Below are 19,553 nucleotides of genomic sequence, written 5' to 3' on the forward strand. Positions count from 1 at the left end.
ATGGAAATTCGCTGGCTAGAAGACTTTATCGCCCTGGCCAGGACGCGGCACTTCTCACGCGCAGCAGATGATCAAAACGTTACGCAACCCACCTTCTCCCGGCGGATTAAACTGCTTGAGGAGGAGATGGGTGTAACGCTGATTAATCGTCAAACGCTGCCGCTTTCGCTCACCCCGGCCGGGGAGGAGTTTCTGACCCTGTGCGAACAGGTGACCGAGCGCGTGCGGCTGACCCGAGATCGTGTACGCGAAATTAACGCTGGCCAGCAGCGGCGTATCATGGTGGCAGCACCACAGAGCCTGTTGCCACACTTTTTACCAGAATGGTTAACGGCGACAGGTTGGCAAGATCGTGTACAGCCCTATTTGCGTGCGACCGGCTGGGTAGCCAATGACTACTTTCAAGCCTTGGCCCGGGCCGAGTGTGACCTGGCTATCTGTTACTGGCCGATTGGGCGCTGCGATCTGGAGATCGACACCAGCGCTTGCAATTATCGTGTCATTGGCCATGAACGGCTGATTCCAGTCACTGGGTTAAATCCAGAAGGAGAACCGCGTGCTCTGTTGCCTGGGTCGCGCCACCAGCCACTGCCGTGGCTGGCCTATCCAAAACGCGGTTTGTTGGGGTCTGCAGTTAAAGCACATTTGGCCAGGCTGCCACACACTACCTATTTAACCGCGCAGAGTGAAAACCTCTACGCGGCGGGCATTAAGGAGCTGGTACTACTGGGCTACGGCATGAGTTGGCTGCCTGAACGCAACGTCGCTGCTGAGCTTGCTCAGGGCACACTGGTCAGAGCGGGCGATAGTCGCTGGGATGTACCTATGGAACTACGGCTATACCGTCATCAAAATCATCGCCACGCGGAGCTGGATAGCCTGTGGAGCGAACTGGCGCCGCCACGTGGATGAATCCGTATTTGCGAAAGCTTATTTAACAGAGGGCACAGCTTTGTATGTCAACCACCCTATTTAATTTACAAAATGAACATATAGCGCACCTACAGCGTGCCTACTCAGGCATTTTGACTGACCACGGGTTCGACAGCCTAGCCATTTACAGTGGTCATGCCAGTGAACACTTTGCCGATGACCACGCGCCCCCTTTTCAGGCTTACGGGCACTTCATGCACTGGGTAGGTTTAGCCGATGTGCAGCATAGCTGGTTGGTTATTCAGCCGGGAGAGCGTCCTCAGCTCTACCTGCATGCGCCTGCCGACTTTTGGCACCTTCCCACTCAGCTACCCGATGAGCCCTGGGTAGAGGCGTTCGATGTTCATCTTTGTAGTAGCAAAATTGGCAGTAGCAAAATCGGCAGTGACAAAACCGCCCTGCCACTTTCGGGAAATGCCGCCATCATTGGCGATATTGAGCGTCTTCCCACCAACACACTGCAGGCATTAAAAGCCGAGTACCAACCTGAACGGCTAGTACAGGCTCTTGATGAATTACGGCTGTATAAGACGCCCTATGAGATTGCCTGTATCCGTGAGGCCAACCGCTTAGCAATAGCAGGACACCAAGCCACCCAGGCCGCCTTTATTGGCGCCGCCGGTGAACTGGATATTCAGTTGGCTTACTTAGCTGCCAGCCGGCAGCGCGAGTCAAACGTCCCCTATCAGAATATTATTGGCCTAAATGAGCATGCAGGCGTTTTGCATTATCAACACTACGATCTTCAGCCGCCTAAACAGCGCTACAGCCTGCTGGTTGATGCAGGTCGACGCTTTCGCGGTTACTGCGCTGATATTACCCGCACCTATGCCGGCCCAGATGCTCCCGCTGCATTTGGCGAACTGGTCAACGCCCTGCATGGAGTGAAGGATGGATTAGTCAAAGGCGTAGCCCCTGGCGTTAACTTTTTAGCACTGCACGAGCAGATGCATCACCACCTGGGTGAAATATTGGTGGCTAACGATCTGTTTAAAGGTACCCCCGAACAGGCAGTTGTCGAAGGTGTTACGCGGGCATTCTGTCCTCATGGGCTGGGGCACTCGCTGGGCCTCCAAGTGCACGATGTGGCCGGGTTACGCCATCCAGATGGCACTCCCGCCCCTGCGCCAGAGCAGCATCCAGCGCTTCGGCTAACACGCACGCTGCGCCCTGGAATGGTCGTCACCATCGAGCCTGGGCTCTATTTTATCAATATGCTGCTCGCCCCACTGCGCAACACCGCTTTACCCATAAACTGGCGGCTTGTCGACCAACTCTCCGTCTGCGGAGGCATACGTATTGAAGATAACGTGGCGGTGACGGAAAGCGGTTTTGCTAATTTAACGCCCTAAGTACTCGCGAAACTCTGTTGCATTGCGTGCGTGCTGTTGGGTCTGCCCACAACGCACTGCGCCCGGCTCAGGGCCGGGCGCAGTGATAATTCTGAATACCTAGCCAGGCTAGGATTTATAGAGCCAGAATTTAGTAGAGCTTAGAAGCGGTAGGTGATACCGCCGCCAACGGTGACAGGCTCAATATCGACTTCACCACCAACGTTGATATCGGCATTTACGTCAGCATAGCTGGCGTAACCGTTAAGCATAATATTGTCAGTCACGGCCAGATCAACGCCCACTTGTCCGATCGCGCCGTAGCTTTCGTCAACGTTCACACCACTCGGCTCGCCAGAGAAGCGTGTGTAGTTAAGGCCAGCACCCACGTAAGGCTGAACTTTAGAATCCAGGCCGCCCATCGGGTAGTAGTTCACCAAAAGGTTTATCGGCAGGCGGTCTACGCTACCCACATCGCCTAGAGCAGATGTATTCAGATCGTGCTCAAATTTCTCAGAGCTGTTGAGCTCAACGCCAACCTTATCAGTAAACAGGTAACCAGCACCGAAGGTGAAGCCGCGAGCGCTCTGCACGTTCAGTGAATCACCATTCAGATCACCATTACCTGAACCCGTATCCGTTTGGGCAACACCGCCACGAACAAATACGTCACCAGCGTTATAAGCCAGTGCTGCCTGGCTTGCCAGAGCAAAACTAGCAGTGATAACAGCGGCAGAAATCAGTTTCATATTACTCATCAGGGTCATCCTCTATGCAGCGCGCAGTTCCATGCGCTTGGGGATTGCGGTACTTGCTATCCAACTTTCCTATACAGTGTATATTATACGAACACTGTTTCCAAATTGCTTGTAAAATATTGTTATAAGAAACCGCCCTCTGATAGTTTTTCTATTTTGTAAAGCGTGTATATGAAATTCAGGCATAAAAAAAGTCCCCCGAAGGGGACCAGGTGGAGCACGCCAGCTCACTCGGTTTACCGCTACTATGTGGTAGCGATGTAGGTGAAGAAGGGAGAGAAGCAAACTATCTAAGCCGTTGTTTCTCGATTCACTCACCCTTTGCCATATATATTGCGATCTGCGTGCCACTTTTTAAAAAAAATATATAAAACAATTATTTAATTAAATACAGTTTGATTTTTATTGACCTCTCCCGCACTGCAGCAAATAAACTGCACCAGCACTGCGCAATTTGCCGCCTTTTTGCATCATAAAGCATCATGTAAGTTCGTTGGCGCCTAGAAATCCTCAAGGTCGCTAGGGTGTCACGATGATTTTCACTTGAGCCTTATCGTTTAACAGCGCCTCAAAGCCCTCCTCCACAATGTCTGCCAATGGAATGCGCTGGGTGACCATATCTTCGGCGCGGAAGTAGCCCCGTTGCATTAGCGCCATTACCGCTGGATACACATGGCGATAGGCGATAATGCCCTTCATGGTGCGCTCTTTGATGACCAGGTCGTTGGGCTGAAAGCTGGCCTCGCCTTCCCAGATGCTCACCACTACCACTTCGCCGCCTTCGTGGGTGCTGTGCAGCGCCTGGTTGAGCACGGCGGGAATTCCGGTCACTTCAAACGCCACGTCCACGCCGCCACCGCTCAGTGATTGAATCTTTGCCACCGCATCCTCTTGCTGAGGATCAACCACAGTGGCACCTAGCGCTTCGGCTTTGGCCTTGCGAGAGGGCGCCACTTCCACTGCATAAATCTGCGCCGCCCCTGCGGCCTTAAGCGCTTCGATGGTCATCAGACCAATCGGCCCCGCGCCGAATACCGCCGCACTGTCGCCGGCTTTCAGGCAGCTTTGGCGCACCGCATGCAGCGCTACCGCCGCGGGCTCTACCAAAGCCCCTTGCTCGTAGCTAAGCTCATCAGGCAGCTTATGCACCATATGTTCACCCATCACGGTGAACTCCGAGAAGCCGCCGCCACCGCCGGATAGGCCATGGAAGCCCAGCAGCGGTGTAAGGTTATAGCGCTCCATTTGGTAGGCGCCGTCTTTATTGGGCGAGAGAATCGGTTCAATGGCCACACGGTCACCCACTTTCACTCGCGTTACCTTATCGCCGACCTCGACCACTTCCCCGGCAAATTCGTGGCCCATTATGATCGGCGCCTGTTCGCCGCTAATGGGGTGGGGCTTGCCCACCGGTATAAAAATGGGCCCGGCGGCATACTCGTGCAGATCACTGCCGCAGATGCCACAGGCGGCGACTTTTACCTTCACCGCATGGGGGTCGTTGATAGTGGGCGCCGGCACCTGCTCGATGCGGAGATCCTTCGCTGCGTACCAGACCGCTGCTTGCATGCTTGATTGATTCATGGGTTGCCCTTCCTTGTTACGACGTATGGTGAACTGGCTGCAGACCGTAGACAGGCGTTTCCAGCCCCTCCATGCGTGCTTTTAACTGGAGCGCCAAATAGTGCGAGTAGTGCCGCGACTGGTGCAGGTTGCCGCCGTGGAACCACAGCGCCTCTTGCTGGGTGGGTTTCCACATATTGCGCAGCTCGCCCTCCCAAGGGCCGGGGTCTTTGGTGGTGTCGGAGCCCAAGCCCCAGCACTTACCAACTTTATCGGCCACTTCTTGAGAGATAAGCCGCGCCGCCCAACCGTTCATCGAACCATAGCCAGTGGCGTAGACGATCAAGTCAGCTTCAAGCTCGCTGCCATCGGTAAGCGTGATGGAGTGGGGATTGATGCGCTCAATGCCTACGCCGCTGCGCAGCTTGATATCGCCACTGGCGACCAGATCACAGGCGCCCACATCGATGTAGTACCCCGAGCCCCGGCGCAGGTACTTTAAGAACAACCCTGAGTCATCGTCACCGAAGTCGAGCAGAAAACCTGCATCTTCAAGCTTCTGATAGAACTTGGCGTCGCGCTGTTTGATCGCCTCAAACGCCGGGCGCTGAAAATCCGGCAGCACCTTGTAGGGGATCGAAGCAAAAATCAGATCAGCCTTGTCGTGGGTTAAGCCATTGGCCACCGCCTCTTCGGAGTAGAGCGGCCCCAGCACCTCCTCCATCAGCGAATCCGACTTAACGATATGGGTAGATGAACGCTGCAGCATGGTCACATCGGCATCGTGCTCCCATAGCGCGGCGGCAATATCGTGGGCGGAATTATTCGAACCTACAATCACACACTTCTTGCCAGCATAAGCATCCGGCCCTGGGTGCTGGCTAGAATGCTGCTGCTCGCCTGCAAAGCTTTCCGCCCCAGGAAATGTCGGCACATTGGGCATACCCGACATCCCGGTGGCCATCACCAGTTGCTTGGGCCTCAAAGTGATCGCTTCGCCGTTACGCTTGACGTTCACCACCCACTCGCCTGCAGCTTCGTCATAGCGTGCATTCTGACACTCAGTGGAACTCCAATAATTGAGCTCCATCACTTTTGTGTACATCTCCAGCCAATCACCCACTTTGTCTTTGGGGGCAAACACCGGCCAGTTTTCAGGGAAAGGAATATAGGGTAGGTGGTCGTACCACACCGGGTCGTGCAGGCAGAGCGACTTATAGCGATTGCGCCAGGAGTCCCCTGCACGCTCATTGCGCTCGATAATAATGGTCGGCACGCCCATCTGCTTTAGCCGCGCGCCCAAACCAATACCGCCCTGGCCGCCGCCTATAACAACGCAATACGGCTGCTGCGTGTAGCCAAGCTCCGCTTCTTCGCGCTCCCGTGACTCTAACCAGGTTTCACGCTGCTTATTGGCGCCGTGCTCAGCGCCTTTAGGACGGTGATGATTACGCGGCTCCGGGAAGTCGTGCAGTGACTGCATCGTGGTTAGCAGCGTCCAGCATTTACCCTCTTTAAGGCGTAAATAGCCTTTGCCGCTGGCGACCGCTGTCTCAAAGGTGAACCACGCCTCAGCAACATCGCCATTCTGGGTCGCTTCACCTTCTAGCTGCCAGTTCGAAGGACGTACGTTCTCCAAAGTGGCATTGAGCATGGCTTGAATAGCGTCTTTGCCCTCGCAGGTCTTTAAATTCCAGGTGAAGGTAAGGAAGTCGCGCCAGTAGCACTCTTCATTAAACAGCGCGAGCACACCCTGAATATCCTGGGTTTGCAGCGCATGATCAAAATTACTCAGCCAGCCTTGAACAGTAGCTGTGGCGGTTTGCTGGGCTTGTGTATGTGTCTCTGACATAGCGAGTACTCCATGCAGGTTTGGTTTGTTATTGTTGATTGCCTTGTGACACACAACCCTAAGCACCCGCTATGCCAATCACTTAAAATCAAACTCAAGATTTTGAAAAATATAGATAAAAAATAAAAAAACCGTTAGCAATTGGGCGTTATGTAGAGCGTACACCTGTCACACCGTTTACACTCTGGCGTTACAGGTGTAACACACGACTAACGGCGTAATGGCACGTCGTTGACACCCACGCCAGAGCGCATAGGCTGGAAGGACAATAACAAGCCCCAGGGTGAACCACGCCATGCCCACTCAATCGCCTCTACCTGCACGGCTGCAATCCGTTCAGCGCCAGCATATCGAACATGTTTTCCAGCTCGGCGAAGGCTTGGATGTTCCGCAGCTACCGGCACAAGCGACCATTCGGCGCTCCTGGCTGCGCTGCCTAAACGAGTACCAGCTCGACCCCACCCGGCCTCGCCCTGCCCGCGTAGTACCCCAGCAGACCCTGATTGAGCACCGGGAATCTGTCGATGAACTTTTGCACGTAGCACGCGCAGGGGTTGACCAGCTCTATCAGCAAATCGCCCAGCTAGGCTATGTGCTGCTACTCACCGACCACCGCGGCATTACCGTCGAGTTTCGCGGCGACCCTAACCAAGACCAGCAGTTGCGCAGAGCGGGCCTCTACCTAGGGGCCGATTGGGACGAACGCTTTGCGGGTACCTGTGCCGTAGGCACTTGCCTGTACGACCGCCAGGCGATTATCTGCCACCGCCAGGAGCACTTCGACGCCTCGCATATTTCGCTCACCTGCACCGCCGCGCCCATCACCGACCCGCAAGGCAATGTGATGGCCGTGCTGGACATCTCCGCACTGCAATCGCCTACCCAGCATGAGAGCCAAAATTTTAGTCTCTCGCTGGTGACGCTCTACGCGCGCATGATTGAGGATGCCTATTTTCTGCAGCGCTACCGCGACTGCCTGATAGTGCGCCTGGATACCTCGCGAGAGTTTGTGCATGTGAACGGGCGTGGCCTGATTGCCATTGAAGAGAACGGGCAAGTGATTGCCGCTAACGCAGTAGGCCGTGACTTAATCGCCGAGCACCAGCGCCGCTGGCCGCCCTGGTCGCTAAACCCTACGCCCATGTTAGGAGAATTATTCGAGTGTGATATCGCCGATGTGCTTAGCATCAACAGCGCCACCGACGACCAACTACGCGCTTTTCGTGCCAGAGTCGACAACACCATTTACTTTATTAGCCTACTGGAACCGCGCCGCCCTCGACCTGCTCAGCAAACGCATTCGCTTCCCTCCAGCCTGCCGGAGCCATTGGCACGTTTGGGCGCTGACGACCCCGCCATGCGTAAAGTCCAGAAGCTGGCCGAACGGCTGCGCAACGAAGCCGGCGTTAATGTGCTGATAAGCGGTGAAACCGGCACCGGCAAAGAAGTGGTTGCCCGAGCACTGCATGACAGCGGCCACCGCACCAAAGGACCGTTTATCGCGGTTAACTGTGCCGCCATTCCCGAAGCGCTGATCGAAAGCGAGCTGTTTGGCTACGAGCCAGGCGCCTTTACAGGAGGCCGCGCCAAAGGCATGCGTGGGCTAATTCCCCAGGCCCACGGCGGCACGCTGTTTCTGGATGAAATCGGCGATATGCCACTGGCGCTGCAAACCCGCTTGCTGCGCGTGCTAGCAGAACGGGAAGTTATGCCGCTAGGGGCCAATAGGCCTGTGAAGGTCGATATTTGGGTAATCACCGCCACCCATCGTGATATCGATACGATGATCGAGCAGGGGGCGTTCCGCGAAGATCTCTACTACCGCCTTAACGGGGCCCAACTGCGCCTGCCTGCGCTGCGTGAACGGGCCGATAAGCTCTACGTGATTCGTCAGGTGTTTAACGACGTGGTCAGCGAACGCGGCGGTCGCCATTCGTCCAGGCTAAGGGCCGATGCCATCAGCGCCCTGCTCGCCTACGCCTGGCCCGGCAATATTCGCCAGCTTAAAAATGCGCTGGCGTTTGCCCTGGCTACCTCGGAAAGCGACGAAATTACCGTTCACGATCTGCCCGAACAGTGCCTTAGCCAACGCATTACCCAGCAGAGCCCCCACAAGCCTGTGGATGCTCATGGCGACACCGACCACACATTGCTGGAAATGCTTAAGGCACAGCACTGGAATATAAGCGCCGTGGCTCGCGCGCTGGGGGTTTCTCGACCCACGATCTACCGGCAAATGCAGCGCCAGGGCATTGTGCCGCCGAATTGGCAGGGGTAAAAAAGATGCGATAGAGAAGGCTGTTGGCCTTGAAGGCGACCCTCACGTACACTTGTTTGAATCCTTTTATACACACGCTTTCGACAAGCCGAGGCTCTCCCATGGCGTTTGAATCCACTTCTTCCTATATCGCAACCGATGCGCTCAAGCAGGCGGTGAACGCTGCAGTAGTGCTTGAGCGGCCGCTGTTGATCAAGGGCGAGCCGGGCACCGGCAAGACTCTGCTGGCTGAAGAGTTAGCCGAGTCTCTCGATACCCAACTGATTACCTGGCATATCAAATCCAGCACCAAGGCAGCCCAGGGTCTATACGAGTACGATGCTGTCAGCCGTCTGCGTGACTCCCAATTGGGCGTTGAAGGGGTCGAGAACGTCGCCAACTACATCAAGCCCGGCAAGCTGTGGGAAGCGTTTACCGCCAATCAGCGCGTGGTGCTGCTCATTGACGAGATCGACAAAGCCGATATCGAATTTCCCAACGACCTGCTCCAAGAACTGGATCGCATGGAGTTCCACGTTTACGAAACCGGCGAGACCATCCGCGCCGAGCAGCGTCCGATCATCGTCATCACCTCGAACAACGAAAAAGAGCTACCGGATGCGTTCCTGCGCCGCTGCTTCTTCCATTACATCGAATTCCCTGACCGCGAGACCATGCAGGCGATTGTCGATGTGCATTTCCCGGATATCGCCCCCAAGCTGGTCAGCGAAGCTTTAGAGGTATTTTTCGAGCTACGTAAAGCGCCAGGCCTGAAGAAAAAACCGTCTACGTCTGAACTAGTCGACTGGCTCAAGCTACTGATGGCTGACAATATTGCTCAAGAAGCGCTCTACAACCGCGACCCGGCCAAAGCGTTGCCGCCCATGGCAGGTGCACTGGTTAAAAACGAGCAGGATACCCAACTGCTGGAACGCCTGGCGTTTATGATCCGCCGCCAGAAAGGCACAGGCCGCTAAGCCATGTTTATCGGTCTGTTTGAGACGTTAAAGCGCGCCGGCGTACCGGTGTCACTTCGCGAGCTGCTGGATCTTCACGCCGTGGTAGAGCGCGGCGTTGTATTCGCCGATATGGAAGCCTTCTACCAAGTGGCCCGCACGGTGATGGTCAAAGATGAGCGCCACTTTGACCGTTTTGACCGTGCCTTCGCCGCTTGGTTTAAAGGCCTTGAGGATATGGATGCCGCCATTGAGGCGCTAATCCCTGACGACTGGCTGCGCCGGGAATTTGAAAAGCAGCTCACAGACGAAGAGAAAGCCAAAATCGAATCCCTTGGCGGCCTCGAAGAGCTCATTGAGACGTTTAAAAAACGTCTGGAAGAGCAGAAAGAGCGCCACGCAGGCGGCAATAAATGGATTGGTACCGGCGGCACCAGCCCCTTTGGCGCCTATGGCTACAACCCGGAAGGTATTCGTATCGGCCAGGATGGCTCCCGCCACCGCCGGGCCACCAAGGTATGGGACGAGCGGCGTTTTCGTGACTACGACGACTCGCTGGAGCTGGGCACGCGTAATATCAAAATGGCGCTGCGCCGCCTGCGCAAGTTTGCCCGCCAGGGGGCGTTAGATGAGTTTGACGTGGATAGCACCATCCGCGAAACCGCCAAGGACGCCGGGCTACTCAATGTGCAGATGCGCCCAGAGCGCCATAACGCGGTGAAGGTGCTGCTGTTTTTGGATGTGGGCGGCTCTATGGATGACCATATTCGCGTCTGCGAAGAGCTCTTCTCGGCGGCCCGCTCCGAGTTCAAGCACCTGGAGCATTACTACTTTCACAACTGTCTTTACGAAGGCGTTTGGCGGAATAACATGCGCCGGGGTAACGAGCGGATACCGACCATGGACGTGCTGCACACCTATGGCGCGGATTACCAGGTGGTGATTGTCGGCGATGCGGCTATGTCGCCTTATGAAGTAAGCCACCCAGGGGGCAGCGTAGAGCACTTCAACGACGAAGCGGGCGGCGTCTGGCTTAAGCGTTTATGCGAAACGTTTCCCCGCCTGGCGTGGCTTAACCCGATGCCGCCCCGAGCATGGGAGTACACCTACTCGACAACGCTGATTCGCGAGATCATTGAAGATCGCATGTATCCCATGACCATGGAGGGCCTGGAAACCGCCATGCGTGAGCTAGCGAAGAAGTAGGCGACTTATCTAGCCATACGCGTTAGCACATCATGATGCGTTAGCTTTCGATGCAAAATGGCCATCAAGATGTGCCCTGCGATCAGCGCCAGCAGCGTCCAACCCAGCTCACCGTGGAGCAAACCGCCGAGATCTGTCATCCAGGTGATTTCTTCGCCTTCAAAACCTGACATCAGCGTAATACCCAAGACCTCAAGCGAGCGGCCAGAACCAAACTGACGAATCAGTGCAATGGTCGGTACGGCGATCATCAAGCCGTAGAGCGCAAGATGGCCAAGCGTTGCCATTACGCTGACTGAGGGTGGGCGGCGTGACACGTTGACCAACGCCCACAACGCTCTCAATACTACGAGCGTTAGCAGCAGCACCCCCATCGTGTAATGGGTACCCCAGAAGAACTCTTCGAAGGGCGTGTCTGGAAACAGCCAATGCGCCGTGGCACTGGTGAACTGCCAAACAAACAGTAACGCCATCCCCCAGTGCAAAAAGCGGCTAATTGCACCGTATCGCTGGCTATTATCCATTATCGGTAGCGCCATGGGTTTCCCCCTTCTTTTGATAAGCTAGTGATGACGCTTATTTTATCGGGAAAACACGTCAATAACATGGCAACAACGTGCAACTTAGTTGCACAAACCGCAACGCAGCGTTTTCTTAGGACACTTAAAGAGACTGCGGAAAATCGTTTAAGCCCTTCAAAAATGCCTGTTTAGCCTCTTCAAAGGTTTTCGGATCGTGTTTAAAGCGACGTAGGATCAGTGCTTCATCCAACACCAGGGTGGGCGTCAGCTCGCCAACGCTTTTGGCGGGGTGGCGTGCGCCTAGGCCTATGCGCTTTCCACCCGCCCCACCAAACCAGCGCTTGATGCCACTTTTTTGATAGAACGCTTCTTGTTCGGCGGTATCCACTTCGACACGTAGCGGTGCCTTTAAGCTAAGCTCACTGATCAAACGCTGCTGGGCATCCGCCTGATCAAAGGCGCAGGCGTGAGTCACCGTCATGCCCTCGCCCTCCTCGTCCAGCACTAGCAGCGCCAGCGCTTGAGGTTTACCCTGTCCATCAACAGCAGCAAACAGCCGCGCTGCTTCTTGCGGAAAAAACACACTGCAGGTGCCAGTGAACACAACCAGCGGCGTAAGGCCAGCCTCTTGCCCGTAAACCTCAGCGCATAATCGCGCCAGACAGGCGTTGCGCTGGGCTTCTGCGTTAACGTGTACGACCTTCATTTGAATCATCCTCACCGTCTAAAAACCCGCAAGCCTAGAGCAAACATCACCGTTTTGACAGTGGCTTGTGCCTAGCAACGCCTCCATTCATTTTTACTGATACTGAACACTACGGTGAACAACCTGTCGAAGTGAAGTGTAAGCGTGAACATCACCTAGAAGGAGCTAGCATGCCCACCTTTATGAACGACCCTACCATGCCCACACCCAGCTTCCCCGGTAGTCACATGGTAGTTGATGATCACTACATCTTTATCTCTGGGCTAACCGTTGCAGATCTCTCTAACGGTCATGCTGCCCGAGGCGACGTTATAGAAGAAACCCGCCTTGTGATGCGCGCCTTAGCACGCATGCTTGAAATGGAAGGCGGCAGTCTGGCAGATATCGTCCGGGTGGATATCCACCTCACGGATCTACACGCCATTCAAGATATGGACAGTGTTTACGCGGAGTACTTTGAACCTGGAAGCTACCCTGCCCGCACCTGTACCGAGTCGCCTAATATTTGCGGCGGCTGTAGTGTTGAAATTACCGTAATGGCGAAACGCACAAATCATTAATTTCTTTAAACACAAAAAGCCATCAACGTGGCTTTTTGTGTTTTTTTGGAGGCCGTCAATTTATAACCCAGTTAACATCCCTGTGGGATAGGTAAGCGTTAACAGGTTAGCCATCCCCATTAAGAAGAGTGTCACGCCAGCCGCTAACCCCACGGCACCAACGGGCTTCATACGCGCCACCACCAGTAAGAACCCAAGACAAAATACGGCGGCGGTAAACAGGAAGCCAAACACCATCACACCACCAATCAAGGCGAAGAATCCAGCCACCCAAAAGAACTGCTGGCTTAATGTCTGAATTTGCCACTTCATCGGCTTGATGACCGTTCTGATAATTTCCAGTACGCACGCCGCCACGATAATGGCAATCGCCAGCCTCGGCATGATGCCCCCTAGCATGGAAAGATCAGCAAACGCCCACCACATATATCCAGCCACCGCTACCAGGCTGCTCAGCAATGCCACATCGATCACACCCAGCGAAAGCGGCGCCACCTCTTCTTGAAGCGCATGTTTAGCAGAGTTTTCGGTTGGGCGGCGCTTTTGCAGGTAGCTGTGTAAAGGGGGGACAATCAGTGATGCCGCAATCAGTGCACCAATGATCAGTACCCCTGGCCGCATAAAGGCTTCTGCACCTTGAAACTGAGCGGCTTGATAGAAGTAGGCTTCTGCACCGGGAGCTAGCACAAAGCCAATCAAAAAGGCGGGGCGAGACCAGTTTGCCTGCTTAAACAGCACGCCAATCGCGCCAATAATGCCGAGTGCAAACAGATCACCCAGTGAACGTGACGCTTGATAGGCTGCGAAGAGGATCAAGATGGTAATCAGCGGCGCTAAAATCACGAATTGCACCCGGGTCAAGCTGGCCACGGGCCTAGCGAGTCCCAAACAAAGAGCAGCGCCCAAAATATTCGCCAGCGCTAATGACCAAATAATGGTGTACGTCAGATCGAGATTCGTCTCTAACATACTGACACCGGGCTGAAGACCAAGCAGAAGCAAACCACCTAAAAACACCGCCGCCGTGCCCGAACCGGGAATACCAAACAGTAAAGTAGGCACCATCGCCCCGCAGGCACAGGCGTTGTTAGCAGACTCCGGCGCAATCACGCCGCGAATATCGCCTTTGCCAAACTGCGATTTATCCTTGGCGCTCTGTACCGCGTGGCCGTAGGTGAGCCAATCCACCACTGAGCCCGCCAAGCCAGGAATAGTCCCCATCAAGCTGCCAATCCCAGCGCAGCGGGCCACTAATCCAGGCCTCCTGGCCACATCCTTTACCCCCTCTTTCCAGCCTTTGCCCAATTGGCAGGGCTGCTCAGCAATCGCGCCGCGCTTCACCAATAGATCAATGATTTCAGGCAGTGCGAAAATACCTAAACCGACCACCACTAACGGCAAACCGTCATAGAGGTAGTCAAGTTCAAACGGCAGCCGAAACTCTCCAGTAGCTGGCGCCATGCCGATGGTGCCGACCAGTAATCCAATGCCGCAGGCAGCAATGCCTTTAAAAACATCCTTGCCAGAAAGCACCGCCACCATGGATAGCCCCAGCAGTGTCAACATAAATAGCTCTGACGATGAAAATGACAGCACAACAGGCCGGGCGATGAGAATAAAGGCCGTGAGCACCACCGCACCAATCAGGCCGCCTATCATTGACGACAGAAATGCGCTAGAAAGCGCTCGTGCAGCCTGCCCTTTCTTAGCCAGTGCAAATCCATCCACCACGGTGGCCTGGGAAGCACTAGAGCCTGGGATGCCAAGCAGTACAGAGGCAAACGTATCGCCAGTGGGGATCACCGCCACTAACCCCATCAGCATACCCAGGGCGACGGAAGGCTCCATACCATAGAGGAAAGGCAGCAGAAGCGACATACCGGCAATGCCGCCAAGCCCAGGGATGATGCCCACAATCAGCCCAATCAGGACACCGATAACCATGTACAGCATATGGGGAACAGTAAACAACTGCCCCAAACTGGAAAATAAGACTTCTATCATTGTCATGGCTCTTATGTTATTTAGTGTAAGGGAGCCCAAAAGCACCGCTTAAGCAGTGCTTTTTTGTGTTAACTGGCGTGTTAAATACGGGCACCGTGCTGCTCTAGCAGCCACTCGACCAGCCACTGCCGCGTGGCATCATCAAGTGACATGGCCTCCTGGAGATGCTGCTCGACGACCTCACCCACCACTGGCGTGTAGGGGCCAAGCTGTGCCATTGCTGCATCTTTAAACGCTTCTGTATCCACAAAACGCTGTGCCGCTTCGCGATACTCCTGAATAAGATCAGTTGGCGCGTCGCTAGGCAGCAGGATCAATTTTTGCAGTGTGAACCCTGAGGCAAAGAATTTACGATACGCCTCGGCGGCGGGGCCGCTAGGCGATTCGCCATGCAAGGTTTCGTAAACTTCATTGAAGGTTGGCAAATCAGGGAAGGCAGGGTCACGCACGATCTCGCCGCTGTCATTGAGCACGCCCAGAGAAAATAGCGGCACCGCTCGACCACTCTTCACCAGAGGCTCCACGCTGCTGAAATAGGCAGAGGTGGTTTGGAAGTCGATATCTGCCTCGCCGCGCTCAAAGGCTAACCGCCCTTCTCCACGGCTACGCATGCCAGAGACGGCCTGTACATCAGCACCCAGCAGATCAAGCGCAATCAATACCGGCAGTTCTAACCCCGTATGGCTTTGCACGGCAAATTTAACGCGCTGGTTGGTCACCGCGTTCAGCACCTCCTCTGCGCTATCACCCAGACTAGGCTGGGCATACACCACGCCGCCGGTGGGGGTCGCTAAAATCGGTGTCCAATCGTCGTAGCTATAACGTACACGCCGATCTTGCAGCATGGCGGGGTACTGGGTGGAAGCAGAAGTGCCTATCCATTGGCTGCCATCTGAGTCCGCACGCATAGCGAATAGGTTACTGCCATTAATGGAGCCACCGCCGGGCACGTTATCGATGACCAACGTAGGATTACCTTGAATATGGTCACTCATCCAGGTAGAGAAGAAGCGTGCCCACACATCGGTTCCACCGCCTACACCAAACGGAATAGTCCAGTGGATAGTGTCGGGCACGCTCACATCGTTAGCTTGGGCATTCACGCTGATAGCGCCCAGCGTGGAACAAGCAACGACAAGTAACGCTTTTTTGAAAGTGTTAAGCGGTGTGTACTTCGAGGTAGTCATGGCGATACTCCTGTTATTGATTATTGTCGGTTGTTAATAGTGGCCGCGTGATTCAATCAATGGTTTCGACGGCGTGATTACCTACTTCCTTTGAAGGGCTCGCATAAAAAATTTGCCCGCTCATAATTTTGCGAGCAGTTCGAATAAGCGATACGCGCGCCAGGTCAAACGCATTCTGCTGGCGATACTCTGCCGTCAGCTCAATAGAGCCAGAAGGATGTTCCAGGACAATCTGAGATAGCAGCTGACCAGCGGAAAGCTTCTGAGTGCTCGTGGCCATTTGATTGGCAACGGAACCGGGTAAATTAATCGCGGCGGCAACGGCCATCGCCCCGGTGACGGCAATGGCTTTGTGGCAGCGATGGGGCACAAAATAGCGAACATTGAGCGTATGCGATGCTGCCTCAGCTGCTGAAATCAGCACGACTTTGGGCAGAACGCTCTGACTAACATCACCCATTCCCATCCGTAGCCCCGCTCCGCGGCGCAGGGTTTCTAAGCGGGTTAACAACGGCGCATTACCATCCAATTCGGCAGGCGACTCATAGCCCGTTAGCCCGACCGATTCGGCACGCAGTAGCATAATGGGGGTGGCCGCATCGATACAGCTCACCTCGACGTCTTCAATCTCTTCACATACTTGTCCGGTGGGTAACAGCTGGCCTGTTTTACTGCCCATGATGTTTAAAAAACTGAGCTGGATGCCCGCAGCACTTCCCGGAACGCCGCTAATGGTGACACTCCCTTCGTACTGCACCTGCTTACCCGGTGTAGGGACATGGCATTCGATCAGCCGCTGGGTGTTTAAGTTATGGACGTTCACCACGGTGGTACCGTCTAGCGGTTCTACCAGCCCCGTCTCTATGGCATATGGCCCGACGGCAGAGAGCATATTGCCGCAGTTGGGGTTAAAGTCGACACGCTTATTCACTACATCCACTTGAGCAAACAGATAGTCAACATCGGCGCCAGGGTGCGATGAGCGCTCGACAATAGCCACTTTACTGGTGAGCGGGTCGCCGCCCCCGATACCATCAATCTGTAGCGCGTGCCCAGAGCCCATCAAGCTAAGCAGGATGTCGGCCTGCTGTGATTGGTCACTGGGCAGGTCTTTCATGCGAATAAAGGGGCCTCGAGAGGTGCCGCCCCGCATAATCACACATGGAATACTGTTCATATTGTTCCGCCATAGTTCGCGATGACTGTATGGACGGAGAATGTCAGCCAATCTTTAATGTCTCAAATGCAAATATAGATTGCTATAAATACGATTTTTGCATTAATGTGTTTTGGTTATTAATCCACTTTTTTTGCGCAACAATCCCATGCTGCATAGACTCGAATTTCTTGACCTTCATGCGTTCATTTTAGTCGCTGAATTAGGCACCTTTCATGAGGCGGCACAGCGCCTGCATTTGTCGCAGCCAGCTCTCACTCGGCGCATACAAAAACTCGAAGAACTTCTTGAAGTTGAACTACTTGAGAGAACCACTAGGCGTACCCGACTGACACCTATTGGGGCAGATTTTTTGCCCCGGGCCAGGCGCATGCTTGAGGAGTACGAGTCGTCTATTTTGGGAATTCGGGAGCTGGTCACGCACCAAAAAGGCACCGTGACCATTGCTTGCTTGCCGACGGCGGCATTCTACTTTTTGCCTAGTGTCATTCGTGTGTTCAGCGAAGCTTGGCCGGGTATTCGCATCCGAATTCTGGATGTCAGTGCTAACGAAGGGCTGGAAAAAGTTATCAATGGCGAGGCTGACTTCGGTATCAACATGATCAGCGCGCAAAGCTCGGAGGTGCGATTTACCCCACTGCTGCGAGACCCCTTTGTATTGGCACTGCGCTCGGATCATCCGCTTGCCAGCAAAAAGCAGATTGAGTGGAGCGATCTAGAAGATGTGCGACTCATCACTGTAAGCCGCGATAGTGGAAACCGTACTTTGTTAGATAATGCGCTTTCTGCTGAGGGCATCCACTTAAACAGTTTTTACGAGGTTCAACACTTGTCGACCTCTTTGGGTTTAGTGGAGTCAGGCTTAGGGGTGGCTATTTTGCCGCGCATGACCATGCCTGGGCCTGATCACGACACACTGTGCTCAAGAGATCTGCCTGAGCCGCGCATTCAGCGCTCCATTGGTCTTGTACGCAGCAATACACACAGCCTCTCCAGTACCGCACAGTTATTTATTGATTTATTGCTTGAGCACTGGGTCAAAGAAACTATTTAACGGCTTTCATCACGCCAGCATCAATCAGCGCAATAACCGCTTCAATATCAATGTGCTCTTCCAGCATATCGGCCAAACGATCGAGCTCACGCTCGCGGTGAGCTTGATAATCACTCTGCTCCCCATTTACGAGGCCCAGCTGTTTTAATAGCGATTGACAGGCCTCGGGGTGGTCAAATAAGCCATGCAGGTAAGTGCCCAAGATATGGCCATCATCACTGACGGCGCCTTCTAATCGACCCTCTAAATCAAATAGCGGCGAACTAAGTGCTACCCCATCGCTTACGCCGTTATGGATCTCATAGCCGGTCACGGTTGCCCCATCCGCTACTGTTACGCCACGCACATTACGCAGTTGCTTGCCTGCTACCATACGTGTGGTCAGTGGTAATAGCCCCAAGCCCGCCACTTTTCCGGGTTTCCCCTCCAACCCCTCAGCGTCATCTACCCATTCGCCCAGCATTTGAAAACCGCCGCAAATACCCAATACCTTGCCGCCGTAGCGTAGGTGGCGCTGAATGGCGTTATCCCAGCCCTGGCGTTTTAGCCACTCAAGGTCGCTGGCAGTACTTTTACTACCGGGCAGAATGATCACATCGGCGGCGGGTATTGGCTGATCTGGCCCCACAAAGGTCAAGGATACCTGGGGGTGAAGACGCAAGGGATCAAAGTCGGTGTGATTACTAATGCGCGGCAGCGCTGGCACTATCACGTTAAGCGTCTGCCCCGCCTTTTTAGCCTGGGTTAGACCAATACTGTCTTCAGCATCGAGTACCAGCCCCTGCAAATAGGGCAGCGTGCCCAGTACTGGTTTACCGGTGCGCGCTTCCAACCACTCAAGCCCTGGGTTGAGTAGCGCCATATCTCCCCGAAAGCGGTTGATAATAAAGCCCTGGGTGCGCGCCTGCTCGCCCTCACTCAATAGCGCCAGCGTACCTACCAACTGGGCAAACACACCGCCTCGATCAATATCACCCACCAGTATCACCGGGCAGTTCGCCGCCTCGGCAAAGCCCATATTGGCGATATCACCCTCGCGCAGATTGATCTCAGCAGGACTTCCCGCACCTTCGGCAATAATCACGTCATAACGGCTTTCCAACGCCTGCCAAGCCGCCATCACACTATCTTTCGCGGTGCGTTTATAGGCGTGGTAATCCAGCGCATCCATATGTCCATGTACCTTGCCGCGCAAAATTACCTGAGCGCCGCGGTCGGTTTCCGGCTTGAGCAGTACCGGGTTCATATCACTGTGCGGGGCTAAATAGCACGCCTGCGCCTGTAACGCCGTCGAGCGGCCAATTTCACCGCCATCCTCGGTCACGGCGCTATTCAGTGCCATGTTCTGGGGCTTAAACGGTGCCACTGATATGCCACGCCTTGCCAACGCACGGCACAGCGCAGCGACCACGGTGCTTTTGCCCGCATCCGAGGTGGTGCCCTGAATCATCAGTGTGGCCATAAAGAGGTCTCGCCCAGGGGGATAAG

General features: G+C 54.6%; 16 protein-coding genes. 7 read left to right on the forward strand and 9 right to left on the reverse strand.

Translation table 11 applies throughout. The annotated features are described in order from the left end of the window. Together ACFIOZ_RS12545 and pepQ are read left to right on the forward strand one after the other, a co-directional pair. Positions 1-912 carry a LysR family transcriptional regulator gene (locus ACFIOZ_RS12545; RefSeq protein WP_386078126.1) on the forward strand — a complete coding sequence of 304 codons (912 nt, stop codon included), beginning with the start codon at positions 1-3 and terminating at the stop codon, positions 910-912. Positions 913-956: 44 nt separating this feature from the next. Then, entirely contained in the window at positions 957-2,285 is a 1,329-nt protein-coding gene (gene pepQ / locus ACFIOZ_RS12550) for a Xaa-Pro dipeptidase (protein ID WP_386078128.1), read from the forward strand. A 140-nt stretch (positions 2,286-2,425) separates the two neighbouring features. Here the strand turns inward: pepQ and ACFIOZ_RS12555 are convergent, their stop codons facing one another. From ACFIOZ_RS12555 to ACFIOZ_RS12565, 3 genes are all read right to left on the reverse strand, one after another. Further along, positions 2,426-3,022 (reverse strand): OmpW/AlkL family protein, encoded by a 597-nt coding sequence (locus ACFIOZ_RS12555; protein ID WP_386078131.1) that lies wholly within the window; start codon positions 3,020-3,022, stop codon positions 2,426-2,428. 519 nt (positions 3,023-3,541) lie between these two features. Continuing rightward, a complete protein-coding gene (locus ACFIOZ_RS12560; RefSeq protein WP_386078134.1) occupies positions 3,542-4,606 on the reverse strand; it encodes a 2,3-butanediol dehydrogenase in 1,065 nt (354 codons plus the stop codon). A gap of 16 nt (positions 4,607-4,622) precedes the next feature. Continuing rightward, positions 4,623-6,437: an NAD(P)/FAD-dependent oxidoreductase gene (locus ACFIOZ_RS12565; RefSeq protein WP_386078137.1), complete on the reverse strand. Its 1,815-nt coding sequence runs from the start codon at positions 6,435-6,437 to the stop codon at positions 4,623-4,625. 295 nt (positions 6,438-6,732) lie between these two features. Here ACFIOZ_RS12565 and ACFIOZ_RS12570 point away from each other — a divergent pair, with 295 nt between their 5' ends. From ACFIOZ_RS12570 to ACFIOZ_RS12580, 3 genes are all read left to right on the forward strand, one after another. Next, positions 6,733-8,715, forward strand: coding sequence for a sigma-54-dependent Fis family transcriptional regulator (locus ACFIOZ_RS12570; RefSeq protein WP_386078140.1), 1,983 nt, complete (start codon positions 6,733-6,735; stop codon positions 8,713-8,715). Positions 8,716-8,816: 101 nt separating this feature from the next. Further along, entirely contained in the window at positions 8,817-9,671 is an 855-nt protein-coding gene (locus tag ACFIOZ_RS12575) for an AAA family ATPase (protein ID WP_386078142.1), read from the forward strand. Between the two features lie 3 nt (positions 9,672-9,674). Continuing rightward, on the forward strand, positions 9,675-10,856 hold the full coding sequence (locus tag ACFIOZ_RS12580; RefSeq protein WP_386078145.1) for a vWA domain-containing protein: 1,182 nt from the start codon (positions 9,675-9,677) through the stop codon (positions 10,854-10,856). A gap of 5 nt (positions 10,857-10,861) precedes the next feature. On the opposite strand, the gene ACFIOZ_RS12585 is transcribed toward ACFIOZ_RS12580, so the two are convergent. Together ACFIOZ_RS12585 and ACFIOZ_RS12590 are read right to left on the reverse strand one after the other, a co-directional pair. Further along, positions 10,862-11,395: a cytochrome b gene (locus ACFIOZ_RS12585; RefSeq protein ID WP_386078148.1), complete on the reverse strand. Its 534-nt coding sequence runs from the start codon at positions 11,393-11,395 to the stop codon at positions 10,862-10,864. Positions 11,396-11,519: 124 nt separating this feature from the next. Next, the gene (locus ACFIOZ_RS12590) at positions 11,520-12,083 is read right to left on the reverse strand and encodes a hypothetical protein (RefSeq protein ID WP_386078151.1); all 564 of its coding nucleotides are present in this window, start codon (positions 12,081-12,083) and stop codon (positions 11,520-11,522) included. 170 nt (positions 12,084-12,253) lie between these two features. On the opposite strand from ACFIOZ_RS12590, the gene ACFIOZ_RS12595 reads away from it, so the two are divergent. Continuing rightward, positions 12,254-12,643, forward strand: coding sequence for a RidA family protein (locus tag ACFIOZ_RS12595; RefSeq protein WP_386078154.1), 390 nt, complete (start codon positions 12,254-12,256; stop codon positions 12,641-12,643). 60 nt (positions 12,644-12,703) lie between these two features. On the opposite strand, the gene ACFIOZ_RS12600 is transcribed toward ACFIOZ_RS12595, so the two are convergent. The 3 genes from ACFIOZ_RS12600 to ACFIOZ_RS12610 form a co-directional block, all read right to left on the reverse strand. Further along, a complete protein-coding gene (locus ACFIOZ_RS12600) occupies positions 12,704-14,647 on the reverse strand; it encodes a tripartite tricarboxylate transporter permease (RefSeq protein WP_386078157.1) in 1,944 nt (647 codons plus the stop codon). Positions 14,648-14,727: 80 nt separating this feature from the next. Then, positions 14,728-15,834 carry a tricarboxylate transporter gene (locus tag ACFIOZ_RS12605; RefSeq protein ID WP_386078160.1) on the reverse strand — a complete coding sequence of 369 codons (1,107 nt, stop codon included), beginning with the start codon at positions 15,832-15,834 and terminating at the stop codon, positions 14,728-14,730. A gap of 52 nt (positions 15,835-15,886) precedes the next feature. Then, a complete protein-coding gene (locus tag ACFIOZ_RS12610; RefSeq protein WP_386078162.1) occupies positions 15,887-17,011 on the reverse strand; it encodes a 4-oxalomesaconate tautomerase in 1,125 nt (374 codons plus the stop codon). Positions 17,012-17,159: 148 nt separating this feature from the next. Here ACFIOZ_RS12610 and ACFIOZ_RS12615 point away from each other — a divergent pair, with 148 nt between their 5' ends. Next, on the forward strand, positions 17,160-18,065 hold the full coding sequence (locus tag ACFIOZ_RS12615) for a LysR family transcriptional regulator (protein WP_215093757.1): 906 nt from the start codon (positions 17,160-17,162) through the stop codon (positions 18,063-18,065). On the opposite strand, the gene ACFIOZ_RS12620 is transcribed toward ACFIOZ_RS12615, so the two are convergent. Further along, on the reverse strand, positions 18,058-19,527 hold the full coding sequence (locus ACFIOZ_RS12620; RefSeq protein WP_386078166.1) for a cobyric acid synthase: 1,470 nt from the start codon (positions 19,525-19,527) through the stop codon (positions 18,058-18,060). The two genes, ACFIOZ_RS12615 and ACFIOZ_RS12620, sit on opposite strands and share 8 nt — an antisense overlap. Positions 19,528-19,553: the final 26 nt, after the last annotated feature.

It is taken from the genome of Vreelandella sp. F11, assembly GCF_042466685.1.
Classification (GTDB): Bacteria; Pseudomonadota; Gammaproteobacteria; order Pseudomonadales; family Halomonadaceae; genus Vreelandella.